Origin of the sequence: Mesorhizobium sp. 2RAF21, from assembly GCF_052115345.1 — a bacterium.
Classification (GTDB): Bacteria; Pseudomonadota; Alphaproteobacteria; order Rhizobiales; family Rhizobiaceae; genus Mesorhizobium; species Mesorhizobium terrae.
Window position 1 is genome coordinate 12,486 of sequence record NZ_JBFRGM010000020.1, and the last position, 23,321, is coordinate 35,806.

26 protein-coding genes and 1 pseudogene are annotated in these 23,321 nt (G+C 61.7%); 25 read left to right on the forward strand and 2 right to left on the reverse strand.

Features of this window, described 5'->3' with window-relative positions:
- Positions 1-68 precede the first annotated feature (68 nt).
- The 11 genes from AB4136_RS26360 to AB4136_RS26410 all read left to right on the forward strand — a co-directional run bounded on the left by AB4136_RS26360 (position 69) and on the right by AB4136_RS26410 (position 11,697).
- A complete protein-coding gene (locus tag AB4136_RS26360; RefSeq protein ID WP_137902174.1) occupies positions 69-1,130 on the forward strand; it encodes a type IV secretion system protein in 1,062 nt (353 codons plus the stop codon).
- A 54-nt stretch (positions 1,131-1,184) separates the two neighbouring features.
- Positions 1,185-1,919, forward strand: a complete 735-nt coding sequence (locus tag AB4136_RS26365; protein WP_137902173.1) for a VirB8/TrbF family protein — start codon at positions 1,185-1,187, stop codon at positions 1,917-1,919.
- A gap of 5 nt (positions 1,920-1,924) precedes the next feature.
- A complete protein-coding gene (gene virB9 / locus AB4136_RS26370) occupies positions 1,925-2,758 on the forward strand; it encodes a P-type conjugative transfer protein VirB9 (RefSeq protein WP_373426420.1) in 834 nt (277 codons plus the stop codon).
- Positions 2,759-2,852: 94 nt separating this feature from the next.
- Positions 2,853-4,130 (forward strand): type IV secretion system protein VirB10, encoded by a 1,278-nt coding sequence (gene virB10 / locus AB4136_RS26375; RefSeq protein WP_441931777.1) that lies wholly within the window; start codon positions 2,853-2,855, stop codon positions 4,128-4,130.
- A 2-nt stretch (positions 4,131-4,132) separates the two neighbouring features.
- Positions 4,133-5,254, forward strand: a complete 1,122-nt coding sequence (gene virB11 / locus AB4136_RS26380) for a P-type DNA transfer ATPase VirB11 (RefSeq protein ID WP_083237638.1) — start codon at positions 4,133-4,135, stop codon at positions 5,252-5,254.
- Positions 5,223-8,276 (forward strand): type IV secretory system conjugative DNA transfer family protein, encoded by a 3,054-nt coding sequence (locus tag AB4136_RS26385; protein ID WP_441931779.1) that lies wholly within the window; start codon positions 5,223-5,225, stop codon positions 8,274-8,276. The genes virB11 and AB4136_RS26385 overlap by 32 nt, the downstream gene beginning before the upstream one ends.
- Before the next feature lie 134 nt (positions 8,277-8,410).
- Positions 8,411-8,854 carry a type II RES/Xre toxin-antitoxin system antitoxin gene (parS, locus tag AB4136_RS26390; RefSeq protein ID WP_137901766.1) on the forward strand — a complete coding sequence of 148 codons (444 nt, stop codon included), beginning with the start codon at positions 8,411-8,413 and terminating at the stop codon, positions 8,852-8,854.
- On the forward strand, positions 8,854-9,318 hold the full coding sequence (locus tag AB4136_RS26395; protein WP_137901767.1) for an RES family NAD+ phosphorylase: 465 nt from the start codon (positions 8,854-8,856) through the stop codon (positions 9,316-9,318). The genes parS and AB4136_RS26395 overlap by 1 nt, the downstream gene beginning before the upstream one ends.
- Positions 9,319-9,521: 203 nt before the next feature.
- Positions 9,522-10,475 carry a sigma-70 family RNA polymerase sigma factor gene (locus AB4136_RS26400; protein ID WP_137901768.1) on the forward strand — a complete coding sequence of 318 codons (954 nt, stop codon included), beginning with the start codon at positions 9,522-9,524 and terminating at the stop codon, positions 10,473-10,475.
- 80 nt (positions 10,476-10,555) lie between these two features.
- On the forward strand, positions 10,556-11,089 hold the full coding sequence (locus AB4136_RS26405; RefSeq protein WP_441931782.1) for a carboxymuconolactone decarboxylase family protein: 534 nt from the start codon (positions 10,556-10,558) through the stop codon (positions 11,087-11,089).
- Between the two features lie 83 nt (positions 11,090-11,172).
- Complete coding sequence (locus tag AB4136_RS26410; RefSeq protein WP_137901769.1) at positions 11,173-11,697, forward strand: OsmC family protein; 525 nt, start codon at positions 11,173-11,175, stop codon at positions 11,695-11,697.
- Between the two features lie 44 nt (positions 11,698-11,741).
- Here the strand turns inward: AB4136_RS26410 and AB4136_RS26415 are convergent.
- Both AB4136_RS26415 and AB4136_RS26420 read right to left on the reverse strand, forming a co-directional pair.
- Positions 11,742-12,440, reverse strand: a pseudogene (locus AB4136_RS26415) (chloride channel protein); the annotation flags it as partial.
- Between the two features lie 33 nt (positions 12,441-12,473).
- Entirely contained in the window at positions 12,474-12,914 is a 441-nt protein-coding gene (locus AB4136_RS26420) for a MerR family transcriptional regulator (protein WP_137901820.1), read from the reverse strand.
- A gap of 98 nt (positions 12,915-13,012) precedes the next feature.
- Here AB4136_RS26420 and AB4136_RS26425 point away from each other — a divergent pair, with 98 nt between their 5' ends.
- From AB4136_RS26425 to AB4136_RS26490, 14 genes are all read left to right on the forward strand, one after another.
- Positions 13,013-13,426 carry a mercuric transporter MerT family protein gene (locus AB4136_RS26425; RefSeq protein WP_137901770.1) on the forward strand — a complete coding sequence of 138 codons (414 nt, stop codon included), beginning with the start codon at positions 13,013-13,015 and terminating at the stop codon, positions 13,424-13,426.
- 16 nt (positions 13,427-13,442) lie between these two features.
- Positions 13,443-13,730: a cation transporter gene (locus AB4136_RS26430; protein ID WP_137901771.1), complete on the forward strand. Its 288-nt coding sequence runs from the start codon at positions 13,443-13,445 to the stop codon at positions 13,728-13,730.
- A gap of 263 nt (positions 13,731-13,993) precedes the next feature.
- Positions 13,994-15,436 carry a mercury(II) reductase gene (merA, locus tag AB4136_RS26435; RefSeq protein ID WP_137901773.1) on the forward strand — a complete coding sequence of 481 codons (1,443 nt, stop codon included), beginning with the start codon at positions 13,994-13,996 and terminating at the stop codon, positions 15,434-15,436.
- A gap of 675 nt (positions 15,437-16,111) precedes the next feature.
- Complete coding sequence (locus tag AB4136_RS26440; protein ID WP_137901774.1) at positions 16,112-16,621, forward strand: RNA polymerase sigma factor; 510 nt, start codon at positions 16,112-16,114, stop codon at positions 16,619-16,621.
- Positions 16,622-16,684: 63 nt separating this feature from the next.
- On the forward strand, positions 16,685-17,137 hold the full coding sequence (locus AB4136_RS26445) for a DUF6789 family protein (protein ID WP_137901775.1): 453 nt from the start codon (positions 16,685-16,687) through the stop codon (positions 17,135-17,137).
- A 29-nt stretch (positions 17,138-17,166) separates the two neighbouring features.
- Positions 17,167-17,982 (forward strand): lipo-like protein, encoded by an 816-nt coding sequence (locus tag AB4136_RS26450; RefSeq protein WP_137901776.1) that lies wholly within the window; start codon positions 17,167-17,169, stop codon positions 17,980-17,982.
- A gap of 38 nt (positions 17,983-18,020) precedes the next feature.
- Entirely contained in the window at positions 18,021-18,548 is a 528-nt protein-coding gene (locus tag AB4136_RS26455) for a sigma-70 family RNA polymerase sigma factor (RefSeq protein WP_441931786.1), read from the forward strand.
- A gap of 2 nt (positions 18,549-18,550) precedes the next feature.
- Positions 18,551-19,183 (forward strand): NrsF family protein, encoded by a 633-nt coding sequence (locus tag AB4136_RS26460; RefSeq protein ID WP_171021031.1) that lies wholly within the window; start codon positions 18,551-18,553, stop codon positions 19,181-19,183.
- 155 nt (positions 19,184-19,338) lie between these two features.
- Positions 19,339-19,683 carry a BufA1 family periplasmic bufferin-type metallophore gene (locus tag AB4136_RS26465; protein ID WP_137901779.1) on the forward strand — a complete coding sequence of 115 codons (345 nt, stop codon included), beginning with the start codon at positions 19,339-19,341 and terminating at the stop codon, positions 19,681-19,683.
- 75 nt (positions 19,684-19,758) lie between these two features.
- The gene (gene bufB / locus AB4136_RS26470) at positions 19,759-20,658 is read left to right on the forward strand and encodes an MNIO family bufferin maturase (protein WP_137901780.1); all 900 of its coding nucleotides are present in this window, start codon (positions 19,759-19,761) and stop codon (positions 20,656-20,658) included.
- Positions 20,642-21,445: an HvfC/BufC N-terminal domain-containing protein gene (locus AB4136_RS26475; RefSeq protein ID WP_137901781.1), complete on the forward strand. Its 804-nt coding sequence runs from the start codon at positions 20,642-20,644 to the stop codon at positions 21,443-21,445. The genes bufB and AB4136_RS26475 overlap by 17 nt, the downstream gene beginning before the upstream one ends.
- Entirely contained in the window at positions 21,442-21,966 is a 525-nt protein-coding gene (locus AB4136_RS26480; RefSeq protein WP_137901782.1) for a DoxX family protein, read from the forward strand. The genes AB4136_RS26475 and AB4136_RS26480 overlap by 4 nt, the downstream gene beginning before the upstream one ends.
- Entirely contained in the window at positions 21,966-22,625 is a 660-nt protein-coding gene (locus tag AB4136_RS26485) for an RNA polymerase sigma factor (protein WP_441931787.1), read from the forward strand. Before AB4136_RS26480 ends, AB4136_RS26485 begins: the two co-directional genes overlap by 1 nt.
- A complete protein-coding gene (locus tag AB4136_RS26490) occupies positions 22,622-23,293 on the forward strand; it encodes a DUF1109 domain-containing protein (protein ID WP_137901783.1) in 672 nt (223 codons plus the stop codon). The genes AB4136_RS26485 and AB4136_RS26490 overlap by 4 nt, the downstream gene beginning before the upstream one ends.
- Positions 23,294-23,321: the final 28 nt, after the last annotated feature.

Sequence of the window (23,321 nt, forward strand, 5' to 3'; positions counted from 1 at the left end):
TCCAGCAGTTGACCGATGAATGTGGCCCCATGCGGCCGGTGAACCAGTTCTGATCGGAGCGTTGCCAGATGGATCCGCGGGACGGGCTCACCAATTTCTATGGAACCGCGCTCACCTATTTCGACAAGATCAACCAGGATACGATCGAGCGGGCTTGGGGGCTGTTTGCCGAAAACAAGGGACTGGTCACCTCCCTTCTGGCCCTGTTCCTCATCATCTATTTTCTGTGGGGAGCATTGGGCCGGACCCACATCAGCTTCCAGGACATGGCCATCACCGGCTGCAAGGTCGCCCTCGCATATGCGTTCGTTATGTCCTGGTCGGTCTTCCATGAGGAAGTGGGCAAGCTGATCCTCGAGACGCCGGAACAGCTTGGCGCAGCTCTGTCGTCGCGCATGGCGGGGATCGCCGGCGGCGCCAACATGGCGGAACAAGTCCGTCAGGTCGCCGAGAAAGTCTACGAATTCGCATCGGCGATCGCAACCGCGCAGGCCGGCGGATGGATCGGCTCGATCGTCGGTGCCTTGCTCGATCTGTTCATCGTGGGCGGCGGGTTGATCCCCATGCTCCTGGTTCTGACCGGCGTGACGCTGTTTGCAAAAATGACGGTCGCCGTGATGCTGGCGGTAGGGCCGATTGCCATTCTCTGCAATTTCTTCGGCATGACCAGATTTGTGTTCGAGGGCTGGGTCAAGGGAATCGCATTCGGAATATTCACGCTGCTTTTTTCTTACATCATTGCCGGCTTCTGCTTCGGTTTTGTGCGTTCCTATCTGGACTCCATCCAGATCGCGACGGCCACACAGGAGGAATCCTTCGGCGTGGCGGCGGGCCTGGTGCTCTACATGCTGGTTGTTGCTGCGTTCGTGGTCCGGGTGCCGTCACTGGCGCTTTCATTTGCATATGGAGCAGCGTTTTTTGGGCTCCCTGCCGCCGGCAGCGTAGGCGAGGGGCTGCGAGGCGCCAGAAACAGTGGCTCGAGAGCCGCCAATCTCGCAACGAGCCTCACCCCAGCAGGAATTTCGGGTAACGCCGTGCGCGGCACGATGGCCATGGCGGGCGACATGGGACGTGGAACTCGTGCCATGGGCCGGATGCTTGCCAGCCGCATGCGGGGCCGTTCCGGATAGTGATCCGGGACACGGTTCGCGGCGATTCCCGGGATTGTGCGGAGATGAATTCGAGTGGCATTGTTGAGGAAAAAGGCAATCGGCGAGCCTGACGGGAAAGTCTCCGGTCCTGAGGAAATCTATCAGCAGCATTTGACATGGGGGGCGCGGCAGAGGTCGCTCCTTTCCCTGCTTGCGTTCATGCTCGGTCTGGGGGCCATCGCGGGGTGGGCCGTCGCCGGCATCTCGATTTGGTCCTCGGCACAGCTGTTCCCGCTGAAATCGACCGAGGTGGTGCCGCTGATCGTCGATAAGACAACAGGCTACATGGAGACGGTGACCACGCTCGACCATGACAGGTCGGTCTCCGAACTACAGGCGGTGAGGGCAGCCTTCATCGGCAACTACGTGATCAAGCGGGAGACCTACGATCCCAGGTATCTCGCCGACACCTTCGACATGATCCAGTTGTGGTCGGACCCGAACGGGCGGGCGTTTCGCGACTATGAAGAGCTGATGAACCCAGGCAATCCGAAGTCGCCGGTCAAGAGGATCGGAGCGGAGGGAGACGTCCGGGTGAACCTCTTGTCCGTCAATCCCCTGAATAACGAGACCATGAACGTGCGCTTCGAGACGGAAGAGCGCCGCCAAGGCGGTATGGCCAAAGTCGGCCGGTGGTCGGCGACGATCCGCTATCGGCAGGGCAATCTGGAAATGAGCCAGAGGGTGCGGATGTTCAATCCGCTGGGCTTCTTGGTGACCGACTACACCAGGGTTCCGGAAATGATGCCAAGCGGGCTGCCGCAATGAGGAGAGTGGGACTGGCAGCGCTGGCGGTCCTGCTCGGCACGGCACTCGCGCACGCGGAATTGGTGGCGCAGCCAGGACGCTATGATCCTCGCATTCGCACGGTTCCCTATTCCTCGGAGCAGGTGTTCGAGGTCACCGGCACCTACGGCATGGTCACGGTGATCCTGTTCGGGACGGACGAGGAGATCACGCAGGTCGTCGCCGGCGATACGGTCTCCTGGCAGATCCTGACGTCGGCCGACCGTCGCTCGCTTACGCTGAAGCCCATGGAAAAAGAAGCCTCCACGAATATGTCGGTCATCACGACGAAGCGCACCTATTCGTTCGAGCTGCTGGTCAACGATTCCAAAAGCCAGCGGAATCAGACCTACAAGCTTCGATTTTCCTATCCTGAGGATGTCGGGATGAAGGGCATGGCGGAGCTGTGGGAGCAGGCCCAGGAGGCGCAGAAGAATCCGAACATCAAGAATATCCGCCGCGACAACGTGAACTATGACTACGGCTTCAAGGGCGATCCCGGCGCGAAACCGGTGTGGGTGTTCGACGACGGCATCAAGACCTTCATGAAGTTTTCGGGCGACACGCCGGCGATTTTTGTTGTCGACAGGAAGCGGCGCGAGTCGCTGGTCAACTACCGCCGGGAGCAGGACTACATCGTGATCGACGCGGTGTCGCGCCAATGGACGCTCCGTTTTGGGACGGAGACGGAAACCTGCCTGTTCAATCTGCGCACGGGGCCGGCCGACGAGCCGGCGCCGATCGAGGGCGTGGTCGGGCCGAAGCCGTTGGGAAAGCGAGGGGCGTATTCGAGCCGCCCTCCGGACAGGAGCATGAGGTAGGCCGATGTCTGATCCGCAATATAGCCATGGCATCGAAAACGAAGCCGCAATTGGTGGCGCGGTGCGGCGTCGCGGAATAGGCATCGGACGGCCATTGGCGCTGCTGGTGGCGCTCTTTGGCGTTGGGATTGTGCTCTACCTGGCCTTCTCGACACCGCAGGAAAAGATCGCGACGAACCAGGCAGAACCCGAGACCTTCGCCCCGGTGAGAGCACCGGAGAGCCCGGGCTTCAACACGCCGCCACCCCCGCCGCCGATCCCCACCGTGGTGGTGCCGGAGGCGCCGCCACCCCCACCGCCGCCGCCACCGGTGGAACAGGTTGAGTTGCCGCCGGTGCTGGAGAAGCCGGTCGATTGCTCGAACGGAAACAATCCGGACGACCCGAAGTGCATCGAACTCGAACGCCAGCAGAAGTTGCTCGAGCGCGTGAAGGCGAATGCAATGGTCTACGACCAGTCGCGTGGCCAACAGGGCACGGATATGGCGCAGGCATCCACGCAGCTGGGTGGTGATGCACAAGGGCTGGCCGGCCTGAATGGCGGCGAAGATTTCTCCGCACAGGGCGGCGCGAGCGTTAGCGGCCGCGACGGCACGGGAGGAGATGCCAACAGGGCTTTCCTGGCGGCGATGGGCAACCAGGACGTCACGGTTTCGCGGGCGGTGAAAAACAATCGCACCGACGCCTGGATCGCGCAGGGCACAATGATCAGGGGAACGCTGGAAACCGCGATCAACTCGGACCTCGCCGGCATGGCGAAGGCAAGCGTGCGAGACGACGTCTACTCTTTCGACGGCCGCCGCATCCTGATTCCGGCCGGATCGAGCCTGATCGGCGACTACAAGGCCGACATTCAGCAGGGCCAGGAGCGGGTTTTCATCGTCTGGACGCGCATGATCCGCGGCGACGGCGTTTCGGTCCAGCTCGGTTCGTTCGGAACGGACCGGCTCGGCCGGTCCGGCATAACAGGGAAGGTCGACCGGAAATATTGGGAGCGCTTCGGCCCGCCGGCGCTGCTCACGATGATCGGCGGGGCGGCGCAATATGTGGCGACGCTCGGAAATCCCGATCGCAACAACGACATCACGATCGTCAATCCGGATGGCTCGGTGACGCGGATACCGCAAAGCAGCACGCAAACACCGGAAGAGCAGGCTCGTGGCATTGCGGCGCAGACGATCGCAGCCGGCATCCAGCAGATGGCCGCTGAGGCTTTCGGCAATACCAAGGATATCAGGCCGACGATCCATATCGACCAGGGGTCGGACATCAACGTCTTCGTCACGCGTGATCTCGATTTCTCCGATTTGTACCCAGACCCGGTCGTTGAAGAGTTCGAGCGGTTGAAAAGGTCGAAGCGGGTAGGCAAGTAGCGATGGATTCTGCCAACGATACGCGCGTAGACGCACTGCTCGACAAGAAGGTGGTGACTCCGCTTAAGAAGGTCGATGCAGCAACCAGCCGAAGGGACATCGATCTTCATTGGCTCGGCGAGGCGCTGAAGCCGATCAGGCCATACCTCGATGATCCCGAGGTGGTCGAAATCTCCTGCCAGAAGCCGGGGGAGCTGTGGCTGGAAAAAGGCGGCAGCCTGGTGATGCAGAAGATCGAGGAACCGGCCCTCACCGAACATTCGGTCGAGAACATGGCCGTACGGTCCGCTGCTTTGACGGCCCAGGTGATCAATCGCGAAAACCCGTTGCTCTCGGCCGTCCTGACGGGCGGCGAACGCGTCCAGTTCGTGCTTCATCCGACTTCCGCCACAGGCCATGCGTTTTCGATCCGCAAGCAGTTCATCCGGCGGCTGTCGCTGGAGGACTACGAGAAGCGCGGCGCCTTCGATCATGTGAAGGTGACGGGAGACGACGATATGGACGAGGTCGACCGGCAATTGTCGGCCTTGCTGCGCAGCAGGCAGGTGCGGCAGTTCCTGGAGCTCGCGGCCTCGGAGCATCGCTCCATGCTGGTGTCGGGCGGCACGTCCTCGGGAAAGACGACGTTCCTGAACACGATGCTGACGGCCATTCCCATGCACGAGCGCTTCGTCCTGATGGAGGACACGCGCGAGTTGGAGCCTCGGCAGGAAAACGTGGTGTCGCTTCTGGTCTCGAAAGGAGACCAGGGCGAGGCGAAGGTATCGATGGCAGACTTGCTGGCGACGGCGCTACGCCTGCGCCCGGACAGGATATTTATGGGCGAGCTGCGCGGCCCGGAAGCTTTCGACTTCCTCAACGCGATCAATACGGGCCATCCCGGCTCCATGACCACGATCCACGCGAATTCGCCGCATCAGGCGTTCAACCGTTTGTCGACCTTGATCGTGAACGCCGGCGTGCGGATGGAGCGGGATGACATCCTCAAATACATCCGCTCGATCATCCCGATCGTGGTGCAGCTGCGCAAGGGCGACGAAACGGTCAGCCGGGGGGTGAGCGAGATCTATTTTCGGGACGAGGTCAACGAAGATGGCGAAAAGGTTCACAGCCAGGTCTTTTGACGACGCGCCTCGGCACGCGGCGGACCACACCGCACACGAGGCGCAGTGGCAGGTCAAGACGACGCGGCAGGCAGCGAATGACGGGCCGGTCAGGTTCTCCGACGACAGCGGGTTGCTGCAGGACCCCTTCGAGATCGATGCGGCGACGTTGCGCGCCGCTATGGACGAGGTGCCGCGATCGAAACGGCCGACGGCGCTGCGGCGATTTTCGTTTCTGACCTTTCCGGTTGTCATCGTGGTCGCAGGGCTGATGTGGCTCACGACATTCGTTTTCATCTACGACCTGTACTCGACGTCGTTCGGCCAGGCGTCGTTCATCGACTATCTGAGCCGCGCGCCGATCATGGATGGGGCGAGGCAGACCATGGTGATCGTGTTCACGCGCAACACGATCGGGCTGTCGCTGCTCGCCCTCCTTGTCGCGTTTCCGTTCATCTATGTCTGGCTGACCTGGTGGATGTTGAAGGGCGGCCGGTCGCTGTCGCGCCTGATCCTCTACCTGTTGCATGTCCGGTCGATCTTCAGTCTGCTGGCAACGTCCGGCCTGGTGTTCGCGGCCTGTTGGGCGGGTGTCGTCGTCTACGGCGTGGCCTTCTACCTGATCGCCACCAATGGCCTGACGCTGGACGCCGTCGCGAATTACTACGGCAACGCGCTGACCGCCATGTACCAGGCGCCCTTCGGCGGCACCAATGCCGCCGGCCAGCTCATCAAGCCGGCGAAGTTGACGGTCCTCGCCAGCCTGGGCGGATTGGCCGCGGCAGGATTTTTGATCGGATTCCCGATCGTCAGGGCGGTGATTCAGCGCGAGCGAAAGGTGTTTGGTCATTCCCGACTGGCGACGCTGCGGGATGCCGCGGACTATCGATTGCGCGAAAAGAGCGGCATCGTGCTCGGATACAAGCAGGGGATGCTGCTGCGCTCGGACAGCGATCAGCATGTCATGGTGATCGGCTCGCCGGGGCAGGGCAAGTCACGCAGCTTCGTCATGCCGACGATGATGAACTACGCCGGATCGATGTTCATCCTCGACATGAGCGGGGAGCTCTACGAGAAAACCTCCGGATACATGAAGAAGAAGGGCTACGAGGTCTACCTCATGGCGCCGGGCCAGCACGGGACGCACTGCTTCAATCCTCTCGACGTGATCAGCAAGGATCCACATCAGCGTATCACCGATCTGCAGAAGCTGGCGCAGATGCTGATGCCGGAACGACTTCGCTCGGACTCGAACGATTTCTGGGAGGAAAGCGCCAGGATCCTGCTCGTCGCGATGCTGGGCTTCGTGATCGAGTGCCCGGACACGCGCAAGTCCCTGAGCGAGCTTTATCGTATCCTCAATTCCATGTCGGACGAACGCACGGCGATCGCACAGCTTCTATCGCGGTATGGCGATCATCTGTCCGACCAGACGCGCATGCAGTTGACGAAGTTCATCGGCCGACATGAAAAGCTGGGCGAGGGGATAGCGGCCGAGATCGGCGCCAAATTCAATTTTTTGCAGAACGAGCTCATCGAGGCGATGACGTCGGTGACGACCATCCCGATCACCGAGATTCGGAAGCGCAGGATGGTCATCTACCTGCAGGCCGACTGGAACGTCATCCAGATGTACGAGCGGCTGATCTCGATTTTCGTGCAGCAGATGGCCGACAATCTGGTGCGGCTCGGCCCGCTGCGCAATGGCGAATACGAGGTTCTGATGATGCTTGACGAATTCGGCAACGGCGGCCGGCTCGACACCGTGCTGACGCTTGCGCCGCTGATCCGAAAGAATGGGGTGCGGTTCGTGTTCATCCTGCAGGACGGCGCGCAGCTGGAGCGGCTTTACCAGCGACCAGGCCAGAAGATCCTGATGGGGACGTCGACGATCAAGCTCTACATGAATTTCCAGAATGTCGAGGACGCGCAGGCCGTGTCCCAGATTGCCGGCGTCGACACAAAGCTGATGCCGCAGCCGTCGTACTCGTACCGCCATGGCCGCCGGGACCGTGGCGGGTCCATGATGCCGATGCGCGTGGAATTGCTGCCGGTTCACGCCCTGATGCAGATGAAGCCGGAAGAGGCGATCCTGCAGGTGACCGGCATGCCGATCATGCGCATCATGAAACTCGATTCCGGTGGCGAGCGCCAGTTCCGGGCGATGGACAGATATCAGGAAATCCGCAAGCCACAGATCCAGCCGAGGGCCTGGACTCTCGATGACGAGGAGAAGTTGGAAGCCGAGCCCACAGCATTTAAAGGCGTGACAACGCGTCAGATGCTTTATCCGGACGCTCGGGTCGTACAGCGGCGGGTTGCTGCGTTGAAAGCCGGCGGCCTCACCGGCGGTGCGTTGAAAAAGCCCTCGGGGCCGCGCCCGGTCGATTTTCTGTGGCAGGATGTCGGCGGCCAGCGGCATGTCTTCTTCTCATCGCTCGACGAGCTGACGATCCGGCTGAATCTCGATGCGACGCGCGTTCCGGGCATAACGCCAGGGGAGGCGCCGCAGCAATCGGAGGATCGGGCGGAAGACACGGCAACCAGGCAACGGTGGCACGCCGGAAACGGAAGCGGCGCGGACGAGAAGAGGGATGCCGATCGGAAGCGCCCACGCATGGACGACGCCGATCTTCCGGATGTTGATATGGGCGATCTCATGGCGACAGATCGAGCCGACGATGATGAGCTCGAGGTCAATGTGCAGGCGTTGCTGAAAGAGAGTTACGTCCCACCCACGCACCACGATCGGTCGGCATCATTGTCTCGAAAGGACGTGACGAGGCACGAGGCGAACGTTGTGCGCTCACCGATCCTGAAGCGGCAGGATGTGAGCAGCCAGTTCGGTAAGATGAACGCGGCGTTGCATGCAATGCTCGACGAGAGCGCCAAGGGCGTCGAAAATATCGATGCGCTCGCCCTGAATGCCGGTCTCGAGTCGATGTGGCGGGCAACGATCGACCGGATGGAAAGCGAGGAGACAAAGGAGCTTGTTCGCGGCCATGCCGCATTGGTGATGGATCCAATCGGGGAAGGGGGGTAAATGAGCCGTATGGATTCGTGGTTGAATCCGAAGCGACGCACATCTGGCGAACGGCCGACATTAGAGATTCGTTGCAGGTCTTGCATTTCCGGCAAGATGCCCTAAATATCTCGGCAGATTGCCGGAGATTGGATATGGGCACCTCTGTCGCACTCATTGACGATGTAGCACGCAAACTCGGCGGCGCCGCGGTGCTGGGAGCCGATGTCCGATCGCAGGCGGACCTTGCGATGATGGTGCGCCGGCGGCTTCCGCTTGCGACGCTGAAGGGCCTGTCTCTCGCCGGGCTCAGTGAACAAGAGATCGAGCGCTTCGTCATTCCGCAACGCACGCGCCGGCATCGCGCGGAGAAGAACGAGCCCCTGACCGTCGACGAATCCGACCGGGCCGTGCGGCTCGCCCGTATACAGTCGCTCGCGGAGGAGACCTTTGGAGATCCCGCGAAGGCGAACCGTTGGCTGCGCAAGGAACTGGCGGAATTAGGCGGCGAAACCCCGCTGACGGTGGCACAAACTGAGGCAGGCACGCGGGTCATTGAAACCATCCTCGGCAAGATCGCTTGGGGTGCTGCCGCCTAATGCAGCTCTGGCGGCTTTCCAGCCGGCAATTCGCAGACGCCATGGATGGCGGGTACGGATTGTTGTTCAACGGACGCTGGAACACCGTCGGCCGTCCGGTGACCTATACGGCCACGTCGCCGTCCCTTTGCGTCCTTGAAAAGCTTGTCCACGTCGAGGATCCGGCACTGCTGCCGGCGCTTGCCATGGTCCTCTATGACGTTTCCGACGAGACGCCGCTCACGCAACGGGCCTTGTCCGACCTGCCCGCTGACTGGCGCCGCAGGGAAGCCGACACCCAGCGGATGGGAGACGAGTGGCTGGCCGGGCTTGAACACGCGCTTCTGTTTGTCCCGTCGGCGATCGTGCCGGTGGCTGGCAGCCCGGACTGGAACGTTATTGTCAACCATCGCCATCCCGCGGCTGCGGCAATCAGAATTGAGCGGATCGAACCGTTTGATCTGGACGGTCGATTGCTCGGGTGAGAGGGAACTATTAAAGCTGGCGCGGCCTTCTGCCAGCACGGCCTCAATGGGGCCGACTCCAGACAGTCCGGTCATGGTGAAATCCGGCGGTAAGCGGCCATTCTCCATCCGGCTTTAAATGCGGTCGTTAGTGGTTCTACAATTCACGGTCGACTGTGCGGATTGGATTCGAACTTTTCCGTTCGCAGGCGCATCCTTGGGCTATGGGTCATGAACCTCGTATCAGCCCGACCGACGCCGAGCTTGTCATCGCCGCCCAAGCCGGCGACAGCGGTTGCCTCGGCTTGTTGCTGGAGCGTCATCGCGGGCGGCTCCATGCGGCCGCGCTGCGGGTGCTCGGCTATGGCCCGGAGGCGGAGGACGCCGTCCATGACACATTCCTGATCGCGCTCAGGCACATCGGAGATCTCAAGGAGCCGCAGGCGGTCGTCGGCTGGCTCCACATGGTGCTGCACCGTTGCTGCCTGCGGCAATTGCGTCGACGGCGAGGCGAGGTGCTTGTCGCGGAGGTTCCCGACCGCCCCGATGAAGGGGCGAATATCGAGGAGCGGCTTGAGAAAGCAGCGCTTCGCGAATGGATCTGGGACGCCGTGCGCAAGCTTCCCGAGCCGCTGCGGGTCGCGGCCATGCTGCGCTACTTCGGTAGCTATCAGTCCTACGAGGAGTTGGCCGCCATCCTCGCGGTCCCGATCGGCACCGTCCGCAGCCGGCTCTCGGAGGCCAAGCGCAAGCTGGCCGAGATACTGCTCGAGACAGCAGGCCTTATAGATTCCGATGCTAGGTTGCAGTCACACGAACACCAGCGCTTCTATTTTGAGATGTTCGATCGTCTCAATCGGCACGGCGAGCGCGACCGCTTCCTCGGCCATTTCGCGGAGAACCTTCACCTCGTCCGCGGAGCAGGGATGCCGACGGTGGGCCGTTCTCACCTTGCCTACGAGATCGATTCCGACACCGAGGCTGGCGTTCGACTCGAACCGCGGCGCGTTCTCAGTGCCGGCAGGATCACCGTGATCGAGGGAGCGTTTCTCAATCCGCCTGAAGACCCGTTCCATTGCCCGCCTGGCGTTGCGCTGGTGGTCTTCCACCAGCACGGCGTCGCGCAGCACCTTCATCTTCACCTTTCATCGCGGCCGCCCAGCCTCGAAGACGACTGATCGAACTTTCTCTTCCGCCGGCGCCTCCTTTGAGTACGCGGCCATCAACATGGCGCGAGTAGTTTCATCATAGGAGTGAGATGATGTTCAGTGCCGTAGTCCCTGGTTTCGTTACCAATGCAATCCTCGCGCAATCCGTCGGGTTGCGGTCTTTCTTCCCCAGCGCATTCGCCTTGGCGGCAATGCTTGCGGCGCTGCCGATCTCTAGCTCCGCCTCGGCCGGTCAGGCCGAGGTCGATGCCACCTTTCAGGATGTCGAGGCGACGCTCGGCTCGGTGCCAACGTTCCTCCACCAAGTGTCCAAGACGGCACTTCCAGGCGCCTGGGCTGAGGTGAAGGCGCTGCAGTTCTCGGGCGAGACCACTCTGCCGGCGAAGGTCAAGGCGCTGATCTCGCTCGCGGTCTCGGCGCAAATCCCGTGCAGCTATTGCGTCTGGGAAGACACAGAGAGCGCCAGGCAGGCAGGCGCGACGGAGGACGAGATCGAGGAGGCGGTCGCCATCGCCGCGTCGACGCGTCACTGGAGCACCATCTTCAACGGCATGCAGGTCGATTTCGAGACCTTCAAGAAGGATCTTGGCGGCGACGCGCAGGCCGCCGCGCCGGCGAAATAGATGGGCCCGTCGACATTGCTCGTCCCCGGCGCCCCGCCCCCCAACGCCGCGTCTGAGAACTCCATCATCGAAAGGAGAGAAGAATGCCTATCGTCCTCGGAGAAGCTGTCAGCACCGTCAAGGACATCGTATCGGTGCTGAAGAAGCACGGCGATGCGGTGCGGGGCACGTACCGTGCGCGCTACCGATACGATCCCCAATCGAACAATCCTTACACCACCCCGCTCGTAGAACGGCCTGAAAGCCTCAAGGACAACCCACCCGACGTCATCTATCCCTGGGAGCAGATATTCGCCGCCGCGGCTGTCTGTGCCGGCTCGGACTATCCGATGCTGGCGGCGCATGGAGGGATCGACCTGCGTTCGATCGAATTCGTGGCGGAAGGCGTGTTCGACCCGCGCGGCGAGTTCGACGGCTTCGACGGGCTCGAAGCACCGATGGATGCCCGGCACTGCTTTGTGTCCCTGCACCTCGCCGCGACTGTGGGCTCCTCCGCGCCGCGTACCGACCTCGAGAGACTCCACGAGCGCGCCATTTCCCACAACATGGTGCTCGGCGCACTGAGGGGAATCCCCATGACCAGCGAATTGATCGTTCGGCAAGCGTAGAGACGCGGATCGAAGAGCCGGCAAGTCCTTGCGAGACCAAAACCCTAGCTGCCATGGGTGCTCTGCTGAATGGTTGGCGACATTCCACCTTCGTTCCGGCGCCTGCGGATTGCCTCGGCGACGAAGATGCGCGACAGCGCGTGATAGAGCGGCTCGTGCGAGATCATGCGGGCCGTGCCGTAGCCGAGCATCGAGGCGACCATCAAAGCGATGACATTGTCGTGGTTGCCGGTCATTTCGAGAATGATGACGAAGGCGGTCATCGGCGCCTGGACCACGCCGGCGAAATAGCCGGTCATGCCGAGCAGTGCCGCGACGCCGGTGCTGCCGCCGAAGATCAGGCCGAGCGACGAACCGACGCCGGCCCCCACCGCCAATGACGGCGCGAACAGGCCGCCGGGTATGCCGGAAACCGTCGACAGCACGCCGGCCGCCAGCTTCTCCACGAAGAAGAGCCAGGGCAGCGGCGTGCCCTCAATCGCGCCGCGCGCCTGCACGTAGCCCGTGCCGAAGGTCAGGCCGCCGGACGCGAGGCCGATGAGCGCCACGCCGAGGCCGCATAGCCCGGCTACCATCAGGGTGCGCGGCAAGGGCTGCAACGCATTCCAGCGCCTTATCCGGCGGGTTCCTTTCAGCACCAGCAGGGAGAATACCGCGCCCAGCGCGCCGCCGATGATGCCACAGGCTAGGATCAGCGGCGTGTCGGCGACGAACGACACGGTGCCCTTCGCGACGCCGAAATAGGGGTCAGAACAAGAATTGCCCGAAATCGTACGCTAAGGCCGAACGGAGCGGGAACGGCTCACAGGACGCATCTCGAATAGGGCGTCAATGATGGGGCATTCAGGAACCTGGTTGCCGGTGCATTGCGCCGCCATATCCGACATAACCCGCTCCAGACGCCGCAGATCGGCGATTTTCTGACGGATATCCTTTAAATGTTCGATAGCGAGCGCGTGAACCTCCTGGCAGGTGTAGGCGTGGCCGTCGACAAGTTGCAATAGCCCACGCAGTTCGTCGAGATTGAACCCGAGTTCACGGCCGCGGCGCACGAAATGCAGGCGCCTTGCGTGATTGTTGCCGTAGACGCGATAGCCGGCGGCACTGCGCGCGGGTTTCGGCATGACGCCGATCTTCTCGTAATAGCGGATGGTCTCGATGTTGACGCCGCTGCGTTCGGACAACACGCCGATCGAAAATTCCTCAGTCTGTTTCATCACATAGCTCGCACAAGTCTGTGAAATTTTCCTGCTTGACCCTGTAGTCGCTACAGGCACTAGGGTCACCATAGATTAATTGCGGGAGCATGTGAACGATGACGCAGAACGATACCCAGATGGTGGCGATTACAGCGGAAGAACCGGCCAAAAATCATTTTGATGGGGCGGCGCTCCTCTCGATTGGCGGCATCGTGGCGGCACTGGGAGCGGCAACCTGTTGCGTGGTGCCCTTTGCCTTGTTCTTCGCCGGCATCAGCGGTGCGTGGATCGGCAATCTGACCGCGTTCGAGCCCTATCAGCCCGTGTTCGTCACGATCGCACTCGCCTGCCTCGGCTACGGCTTCTATCTCGTCTACCGCAAGCCGAGGGTGACTGAATGCGTTGAGGGTTCTTACTGCGCGCGTCCGTCGTCCCATCGCAACGCCAAGATCGGCCTTTGGATCGCAACTGTTCTGATCATCGTCGCCATGGGCTTTCCTCACGCTGTGCGCCTCTTCCTCACGGCCTAATCTCAAGGAGTTCCCGATGAAAACCCTCCCCCTCCTAGCCCTGTCTGTATTCCTGCTGACGAGCAGTCAGGTCTTCGCCGCCGAACAGGCGGTGACGCTGAATGTCGCCAACGCCACCTGCGAACTTTGCGGTCCGATCGTAAAGCGGGCGCTCAGCAACGTGTCGGGGGTGCTTGCGGTTGACGTGTTGGAGGCGACGGGCGCGGCGATCGCCAAGGTGCGTTTTGACGACAGTCGGACGAATATTGCCGCGTTGATCACCGCAACCACCAATGCCGGCTATCCCTCCAAGGTTTCGCAGTAGAGAGGGGCAGCATGACGGACGGAAGGTTTATCGGCCTAGGCGGCGTTGGGCTTCTCGCCGTCATCTGCTGCGCCGCCCCATTTCTTTTGGTTGCTGCCGGCTCACTCGGGGTTTCGGCATGGCTCGCAGCAGCCGGCTATGTGGTGATCCCGATCGCTCTCGCTGCCATTGGGCTGGCGGCATTTTATCTTTATCGGCGCCGCCATTCCGGCGCGGCGGAGCCGCTTGACGCAGATCAGCGACAGAAAACAAGGATTGATTGAATGTGTGAAGCTTGCGAAGCTACAACTTCCAACAAAGGCAACGGCCGCTATGACCTTGTGGTCATCGGAGCTGGGTCAGCCGGGTTTTCCGCTGCGATCACGGCCGCCGAACAGGGCGCGCAAGTGGCTTTGGTCGGGCATGGCACAATCGGTGGCACCTGTGTCAATATCGGCTGTGTTCCCTCGAAAGCTCTGATCCGGGCCACGGAAGCTGTTCGCCACGCCAATGATGCGGCAGCCCGCTTCGATGGCCTTGAAAGCAGCGCGCGCGTGGTCGATTGGGCCGCTCAGATCGCCCAGAAAGACGCCTTGGTTGCCGGTCTTCGGCGGGCGAAATACGCCGATCTGCTGCCGGAATATAACAATGTGGTCTACCGCGAAGGGCAGGCCCGCCTCGTTGACGGTGGCGTCGAGGTTGCGGGCCAGCGCCTCGCCTCCGAACGGATCATCATCGCCACCGGAGCAAGGCCGGCGCTGTCGGAAATTCCGGGAATTTCCGACGTGTCGCCGCTCGATAGCACGACGGCGCTCGCCCTGACCGAACTGCCGCGTTCGATGATCGTGCTTGGCGGCGGCTATATTGGCGCGGAGCTTGCCCAGACTTTCGCACGCGCCGGTGTCACGGTGACGCTCGTTTACCGCAGCCGGCTTCTGCCGGAGGCTGAACCTGAAATCGGATCAGCGCTTGCCACCTACCTGTCAGATGAGGGCATCAGGATCGTCGGCGGGATCGCCTACGAATCCGCCCGAAGGACCGATGACGGCGGTGTAGCGCTTACGATCACGCGGGGCGGCCGTCAGGAAACCCTGACGGCCGAGCGGATTCTCGTGGCGACGGGACGCCGCCCGAACACCGAAACCCTTGGGTTGGCTGAGGCGGGTGTTGCCGCGACGCCGACCGGCGCCATCATCGTTGATGACCACATGCGCACGTCAAAGGTCGGCGTCTATGCCGCTGGAGACGTGACCGGAAAAGATCAGTTCGTCTATATGGCCGCCTATGGCGCAAAGCTCGCCGCCAAGAACGCATTGAACGGCGATGGCCTGCGTTACGACAACACCACGGTGCCCGCTGTCGTGTTCACAGACCCGCAGGTAGCGAGCGTCGGCATGACCGAAATGCAGGCGCGTGCCGCCGGACACTCGGTTCGTACCTCCATCCTCCCGCTCGACAACGTGCCGCGGGCGCTCGCGGCACGCGACACGCGCGGCCTGATCAAGCTGGTGGCGGATGGGGCGACACGAAGGTTGCTCGGCGCGCACATTCTCGCGCCGGAAGGTGCTGACAGCATTCAGACAGCGGCACTGGCCATCCGCGGCGGCCTGACGATCGACGATTTGTCCGAGATGATCTTCCCATATCTGACGACCGTCGAGGGGCTGAAGCTCGCGGCTCTGTCGTTTGGCAAGGACTTGGCCAAACTTTCATGTTGCGCCGGTTGAGGTGGTTCGCGGCTATGACAAGCGTCATAGATTTTCCGTTTCCTTGTCGTTTGCTCTGTTCGGCGGGGCCTGATCGCCCGGCGTCTAACGCCCGTGGATGGCTATCGCATCCATACCCTTGAGGGGGTGACGCGTGCCCGTTTCTTCCGCCAAGCGTAGGTGCTGGGCTTCGCATTGTTTCATCGCGCGCGATTGGAGATCGCCTGGATTTGCGGGCAGATCTGCACCGATTGCGCGGATGATGCGCACGCGTCCGTTATGAAGCGCCCCCACTTCGAGTGCAAACGATAGAACGAATTATTGAGACTATCGTATTCGCAGCGATCCTATACTTTCATCGTGCGGCACTCTTTTGTGCTAGCTGGATTCGAGCGATGCGAATATTCTTAGGTTGACGCTTGGCTTCTTGCCCTACTTGTTAAAGACAGTAAGCCCGTACTGCGCTGATCGATCATCGGATGGCATGGTTGTATCGCCGGGCGTTCGAGGACGTTTGGGCGCATTCTGCGAGTGCTCTCATCGCTACGGACTCGGTGCGGTCTTCACGAATCTGTGATCGACCCGCGATCCGCGACCCGAACCCTTTTGCCGATCCGGCTCCTCTATGAAGCATCGGGAACGTTTCGAGGTGTCTGGAGGGCGTCACGGAAACCGAGTCCCGACTGGAGGCGAAAGATGGAAAACCGCTTTGTTCTAATCGATGCCGCCCGGCAAGGCGATCGGGCAGCTCTGGAGCGTCTCCTTGCCGTAAGTCAACCCGATATCCGGCGCTATGCGCAATCGCAGTGTGCCGGCACGAGCGACGCGGACGATGCGGTGCAGGAAACGCTCTGGCTCGTCTACCAGCGTATCGGCGCCCTCAGGACAGTCACTTCCTTTTCCGCCTGGGTGTTCGCGATCGTGCGGCGCGAGTGCAATCACCTGTGGCGCAAAATGCATGGTCAGACCGAACTGCCGTCGGATGATCATCCTGCCTTCATCGACCGGCCTGAACTGGAGCTGCGCGCGGACCTGATCGCGGCCATTCATTCGCTGCCAGACAGGTATCGCGAGGCGATCCTGCTGCGCGACGTCCAGGAATATTCGATTGGCGAGATCGCGACCGAGCTCCGGCTGACGCGCGAGGCCGTCAAGAGCCGCATTCACCGCGCCCGCCTGATGATCCGCGAATATCTCGAGGATTAGCCCGAACAGGGACCGCTGCCGGGTTCGCTCCCGAGACGAGGCAACTGAAGAAAGGATACCGTCATGAATATCTATGTTCGTTCAATGATCGCCGGCTTCACGGCAACCGTCATACTCTCACTGCTCATGATGATGAAGGCCGCGATGGGTGTGATGCCTCAGCTCAACCCGATCGCCATGTTGAGCGGCATGGCCCAGGGTACGTTAGGAATGGGTGGCGTCGGCGTTGGCTGGTTGATGCACTTCCTTATCGGCACGGTGCTCTGGGGCATCCTGTTCGCTGTTTTCTATGACCGGCTGCCGGGTTCGGGAGCCGTCACCAAGGGCATGTCCTTCGGGGTGCTCGCCTGGCTGTTGATGATGATCCTGGTGATGCCGATGGCCGGCGCCGGCTTCTTCGGCATGGGGCTTGGGATGATGGCGCCCGTCATGACGCTCATCCTGCACCTCGTCTGGGGCGCCGTGCTCGGCTTCGTTTTCAGCCGCCTGCCGACTGAGACGGCTCTTCCGGCCTGATAACAAAAAGAGGGACGGGAGGACCTTGCATGAACCGCCTGTCGAGAGGATTGGGGTCTCTGCTCGCGCGTTACCTGAACGCGCGAGCCAGCGGTCCCTATCCTCATCCGCCGACAGATCTTGAGGCAATGAGCCAGCTCCTCCAGCCGGCCGACGTCGTGCTGATGGAAGGGAACCGCCGCATCAGCGGCGCGATCAAATACCTAACCCAGTCGACCTGGTCCCATGCGGCGCTCTATGTCGGCGAGAGCGGTGTTGTCGATGACAAGGGGCGCATCTGCAGGCTGGTCGAGGCAGACACCGAGCATGGCGTGCGCGCGTTTGCCCTGGAAGAGCTGGAAGGCCTTCATCTGCGCATTTGTCGGCCGGTCGGGCTCTCGCCCGAGGATGCCCGCTGTGTAATTGATTACGTCCTGGCGCGGCTTGGCGACCGCTACGACCTGAAGAATGTTTTCGATCTCGTGCGCTATCTGTTGCCGACACCTCCAGTGCCCACGCCCTGGCGGCGGCGGATGCTGGCGCTGGGCAGCGGCGATCCCACGCGAGCGATCTGCTCGACACTGATCGCGCAGGCCTTTCAGTCCGTGGGCTTTCCGATCCTGCCCGTCATCGACACCGAGGTGATGGATGCTCCCGACTGCCGGGACTGTCTGCGCGAGATCTATCACATCCGTCACCACAGCCTGTTCGTGCCGCGGGATTTCGATGTCTCGCCCTACTTTGCGGTGATCAAGCCGAGTCTGGGCTACGTCGTCGACTATCGCGCGTTGGCCTGGGCCGGGCCCGAGCATGCAGCAACCAGCAACAGGCCAAAGACTGTCTCCCTCGGGGCGAGTCCCCCATGACTCGGGGGCTTGGACATGATAGGCGCCTCGCAGAGCTCATGCGGGCGGCTCAGGACGGCGATCGGTCCGCTTATGCGGCATTGCTTCATGCAATCACGCCCGTTGTGCGCAAGCTTGTGCTTCGGCAAATCGCTGCCTTCCGACGGCAGGAAGCAGAAGACATCGTGCAGGATGTCCTCATCTCCCTTCATGTTGCTCGCGCGGCCTATGATCCGGAGCGGCCTTTTCTTCCCTGGTTGCTGGGCATAGCACGCATCCGAATATCCGACGCAACGCGGCGCAACGCCCGCCGGGCAGCCCGCGAGGTGATTGTCGCCGACGTCCCGGAAACCTTTTGTGATGCCGATGCGAATATATCAGGAGACGATTATCGAGACCCTGAGGCACTACACCAGGCAATTCAGAGTTTACCCGACGGACAACGTCGGGCCATTGAGCTTTTGAAGCTGCGTGAAATGTCGCTCAAGGAGGCCGCGACGGCGACCGGCATGAGCATTAGCGCGCTCAAGGTCGCCACGCACAGAGGAGTGGCAGCGTTACGGCAGCTATTAAGCCAAGAGGCTTGAACGTGGAAACGGACGAGCTGATCAACCTTCTGGCGAGAAACGCACATCCGATCCGGAGCCTGCCGCCGCCCTGGCGGCGTTCCGTGAATTGGCTGGCGATAGCTTTGCCGGCCGTTGCGGTCGTGACTGTAGCGCAAGTTCCGCAAGCCGATCTAGCCGTAAAGCTCGCCGATTTTCATTTCCTGGCAGAGCAAGCAGTTGTGCTCGCATCTGCAATAACGGCCGCTGCTGCCGCCTTTGTCATGGTCATCCCGGGCCGGGACCGAAGAATGGCCCTGCTGCCATTGGCCCCCGCTGCCGTTTGGCTGGGGAGCCTTGGACAAGATGGGCTCGCGGCTTGGCTGAAAGGCCTGGACGCCTCCCGGCTGACCGACGACTGGGGTTACTTTCCAGACATCATCATAGCCGGAGCCATCCCGGCATTGATCATGGTGGTGATGCTGCGCCGCGGTGTGCCCTTGGCGCCGCGCATGACGATGTTGCTCGGTGTCTTCGCTTCCGCCGCCCTCGGAAGCGTAGGATCGCGGCTGGTTGACCCGCAAGACGCTGGCCTTGTGGCCTCGGCCTGGCAGCTCGGAAGCGTGCTGCTGCTCTCCGTGCTCGCTGGCTGGAGTGGCGGCGTGCTTCTCCAGTGATGTTGCGGGCGCACCCGTCCGATCGCGCACCTGCGCTCTTCATTGCTCAAGCTCCGTAACCTTTATGCCGGTCCGGGCGAATTAAACAAAAGCAAGCCTTGATGACTTGCTGGCATGGCGGTCGCCAGGGCCGTCTCGATTAATTGGAGGAAGTTATGTCCAACCGCGTGCTGTCTGCCGTCGTCGCCACCGCGTTTGCCGCTGCCATCGGCTCTCTTGCCGCCGCTCCTGCCGGCGCCGCCACCAAGGCGGAGATGGAAAAGATGATGAAGGAGAACCAGGCCAAGACCATGAAGGCGATGAAAACTGGCAAGTTCGAGCAGTGCTACGGCGTCGCTCTGAAGGGCCAGAACGATTGCTTCGCGGGTGCTGGCACCACCTGTGCCGGAACGAGCACGGTCAATTATCAAGGAAACGCGTTCAAGCTCGTCGCCAAGGGCTCGTGCACGACAATGAGCACACCGAATGGCCATGGCAGCCTGACGCCGATCAAGTCCTGATACGATCCAAGCCCGGAGCGGACCGCATCGTCCGCTCCGGAAGCTTCCCAGAAAAGTAGAAGGTGGAGGCGTGACATGGCCTGCAGAAACGAAAATGCCCGGGTGTTCGGGAGCGGCCGAATTCCTGCGCGTGCCGGAGTTGGCCTCAAGCCTGAACATTACCGCACGATCCTCGAGACCGCCCCCGATATTGGCTTCTTCGAGGTGCACGCCGAGAATTACATGGGTGCTGGCGGCCCGCCGCACCGTTATCTCACCGAAATCCGAGAGCGTTACCCGCTGTCGCTGCACGGGGTGGGGCTTTCCATCGGCGCCGACCGACCGCTCGATCGCAGCCATTTGAACCGGCTGAAGGGGCTTATCGAGCGTTATGAGCCTGGGCTGTTTTCCGAGCACCTTGCCTGGTCGACGCACGACACGGCGTATTTCGACGACCTCCTGCCGGTGCCCTATACGGAGCAGTCGCTTTCGCGTGTCGTTTCCCATATCGACGAAGTACAGGACACGCTCGGGCGGCAGATGTTGCTGGAAAACCCGTCGACCTATCTCGCCTTTGCCGAAAGCACCTATCTGGAGACCGACTTCATCGCCGAGATCGTGCGGCAAACCGGCTGCGGGCTCCTGCTCGACGTCAACAATGTCCATGTCGCATCGACCAATCAGCAATGGGACCCGATCAGCTACATCGATGACTATCCGCTTGGCTCCGTGCAGGAGATTCATCTGGGAGGCCATACGCCTGAAGCGGACGAGAAAGGGCGGCCGCTGCTGATCGACACGCATGACCGCCCGGTCGACGCCATCGTCTGGGATCTTTACGAACACACGATCGGACGCCTCGGCCCGGTTCCGACCTTGATCGAATGGGACGCAAACGTGCCGACATGGCCTGAGCTCAAGGCTGAAGCGGAACGGGCGGAGGCAGCCATGTTTCACGCCCATCGAAAGGATCAGGCTCATGCTGTCGCTGGCTGACAGGCTGGGCGGCTTTGCCGCGGCTTTATTCGATCCCGCGCTCGCCACGCCAGCGGGACTTGTCGGACCGGACGGCCAGCCAAGCCCGAGACGGTTCGCGGTCTATCGCAACAATGTGGTGGTCGGCCTCGTTGAGGCGCTGAAAGCCAACTATCCGGCGGTCTGCCGCATCGTCGGCGAGGAATTCTTCCAGGCGATGGCGCGTGTCTTCGTGGTTTCCGAGCCGCCGACCTCGCCGATCCTTCTCGATTACGGCGCCGGATTTGCCGACTTCATTTGGGGCTTCGAGCCGGTCGCGGATCTGCCGTACCTGGCCGACGTCGCCCGGCTCGAACGCGCTTGGCTCGAAGCCTACCATGCGCCGGAGGCAAGTCCGCTGAGGCCGGAAGCGCTGGCCGCCATCCCGGGTGACGAGGTGGCCGGCCTCACATTCGGTCTCCACCCCTCGCTGCGCCTGATCTGGTCCCGGTTTCCGGTCCTCACGATCTGGCGGATGAATGTTGGCGACGGCGTGCCGGCGCCGGTGGATTTCACAACCGGCGAAGACGTGCTGCTGGTGCGCCCGGAGGCCGAGGTTGAACTTCGCGTGATGCCGCCTGGCGGCTTCGAATTCGTGAAGGCCCTGCAGCAGGGTCGGACGCTGACCGAGGCGATGAAGACGGCACTCGGCTCAGACCCGCGTTTCGATCTTTCGGGAAACATTCGCGACCTCGTTGCTGCCGGCGCGTTCGTCGACTGTCTTGCCGGCAATGAACCGGAGTTGCTGGCGCGGAGTGTCCAGCCATGAGCGAAGTGCAAACCCGGACGAGCTGGATCAGCATGTCAGGTCTGGTGCAAGGCGTTCGCATCATCCTCGAATGGCTGGCATGGGCAGCCCAAGCCGTCGCGCCGCTTGCGCTCAGGATCGCCTTGGCCGTTCCATTCTTCCGTTCAGGCCTGACCAAATGGGACGGCTTCCTCGAGCTCTCTCCTGCGGCGACCTTCCTGTTCGAGGAGCAGTTCAAACTGCATATCTTCGGCGGCGTCTATGATCTTCCAGCGCCGGACCTGCTGGCGCTGTTCGATAGCGTTGCGGAGATCGTCCTGCCGATCCTGCTGGTTGTGGGCCTTGCGACACGCTTCAGCGCGCTCGGGCTGCTCGTCATGACCGGTGTCATCCAGCTTGTCGTGCCCGACGGATGGGCGAATTTCCATTTGCCCTGGGCCGCGATGGCGCTGTCCATCATTGCGATCGGTCCTGGCCGTTTGTCGCTGGATCACCTCATCCAGTTACTCGGCCGTACCCGGTTTCCGGGGACTAATGGTTGATGGCCATGATCCAGAAGCCACGCAGCGACATTCCATATTTGAGGCTCGTGCCCGGCGACGCGCAGCATCACGCGACTGCGAATGATGGCGCGCATCATACGCCTCGCACGATCCGCGATGTCGATTGGGCAATTCTCATGGCACGCGCCCAAGACGGTGACTCCGCAGCCTATCTCCGGCTTCTCCAGGAAACGACGCCCTACCTGCGCTCGCTCGCCTTGGGCTGGTATTACGATCAGCAGGACATCGAAGATGCGGTCCAGGACGTTTTTCTGACCATGCACGCCATCCGGCATACTTATGATCCTTCCCGGCCGTTCGGGCCGTGGCTGGTTGCCATCGCAAGCCGCCGGTTTGTTGACCGCCTTCGCCGCCAAGGTCGTCGAAGGGCGCACGAAACGCCTCTGACGGCGGAGCACGAAACCTTTATCGAGTCTGGGACGAATCTGGAAGAAGGACTGGATCGGATCGGACTGGTGGCGGCCATCGAAAAACTCCCACCCAGACAGCAGCAGGCCATTTCGTTGCTCAAGCTCAAGGAAATGTCCCTGAAAGAGGCCGCGAAGGTGAGCGGTCTGTCGATTGTTTCTCTCAAGGTTGCGACGCATCGCGCCTTGAAAAGCCTGCGCAAGATGCTGACCGACGGACAAGACACGTGATCAAGACACCCGACCTTATTTCATCATTGGCAAAAGACCTGCCTCCCGTGCGTCGCTTGCGGCCGCCGCTCGTGCGGGCGAGCTGCTGGCTCGCGCTCGCTGCCGCCGTGTTGACGCTTCTTGCCATCGCCCAGGGGCTTCGTCCCGATCTTGCCCAACGCCTCGGTGATCCCGCCTTCGCCGTGGGCCTGTTCGGGGCACTTCTAACTGGCATTTTCGCTGCGATCGCCGCTTTCCTTGTCAGTCTCCCTGATCGTTCGCGCCTTTGGCTTCTTCTTCCACTGCCTGCACTCGGCATCTGGCTGTCGAACATTGGCTACCAGTGCCTTTCCCAATGGATCAGCATCGGCCCGGACGGTATCGCTCTCGGTGAAGCTGCGCGTTGCTTAGCGACGCTGGTCCTGACGAGCCTGCCCTTGTCGCTCATGATGCTGGTGATGCTGCGCCATGCAGCGCCTCTTCGCCCCAGGATGGTGACGGTGATGGGCAGCCTGTCCGTTGCGGCGATCACGGCAACCGCCCTCTCATTGTTTCACAGCATGGACGCCACCGTGATGATCCTGATGTGGAACTTTGGCACAGCGATCGTTCTGGTCGCTCTCGGCAGCGTCTTTGCACGAAAGATGTTCCGATGGGTCGCGCCCCGCACCCTTGCAGCTCTCGACTGAGGACCAAGCATTCCCCGGCGCCATTCAA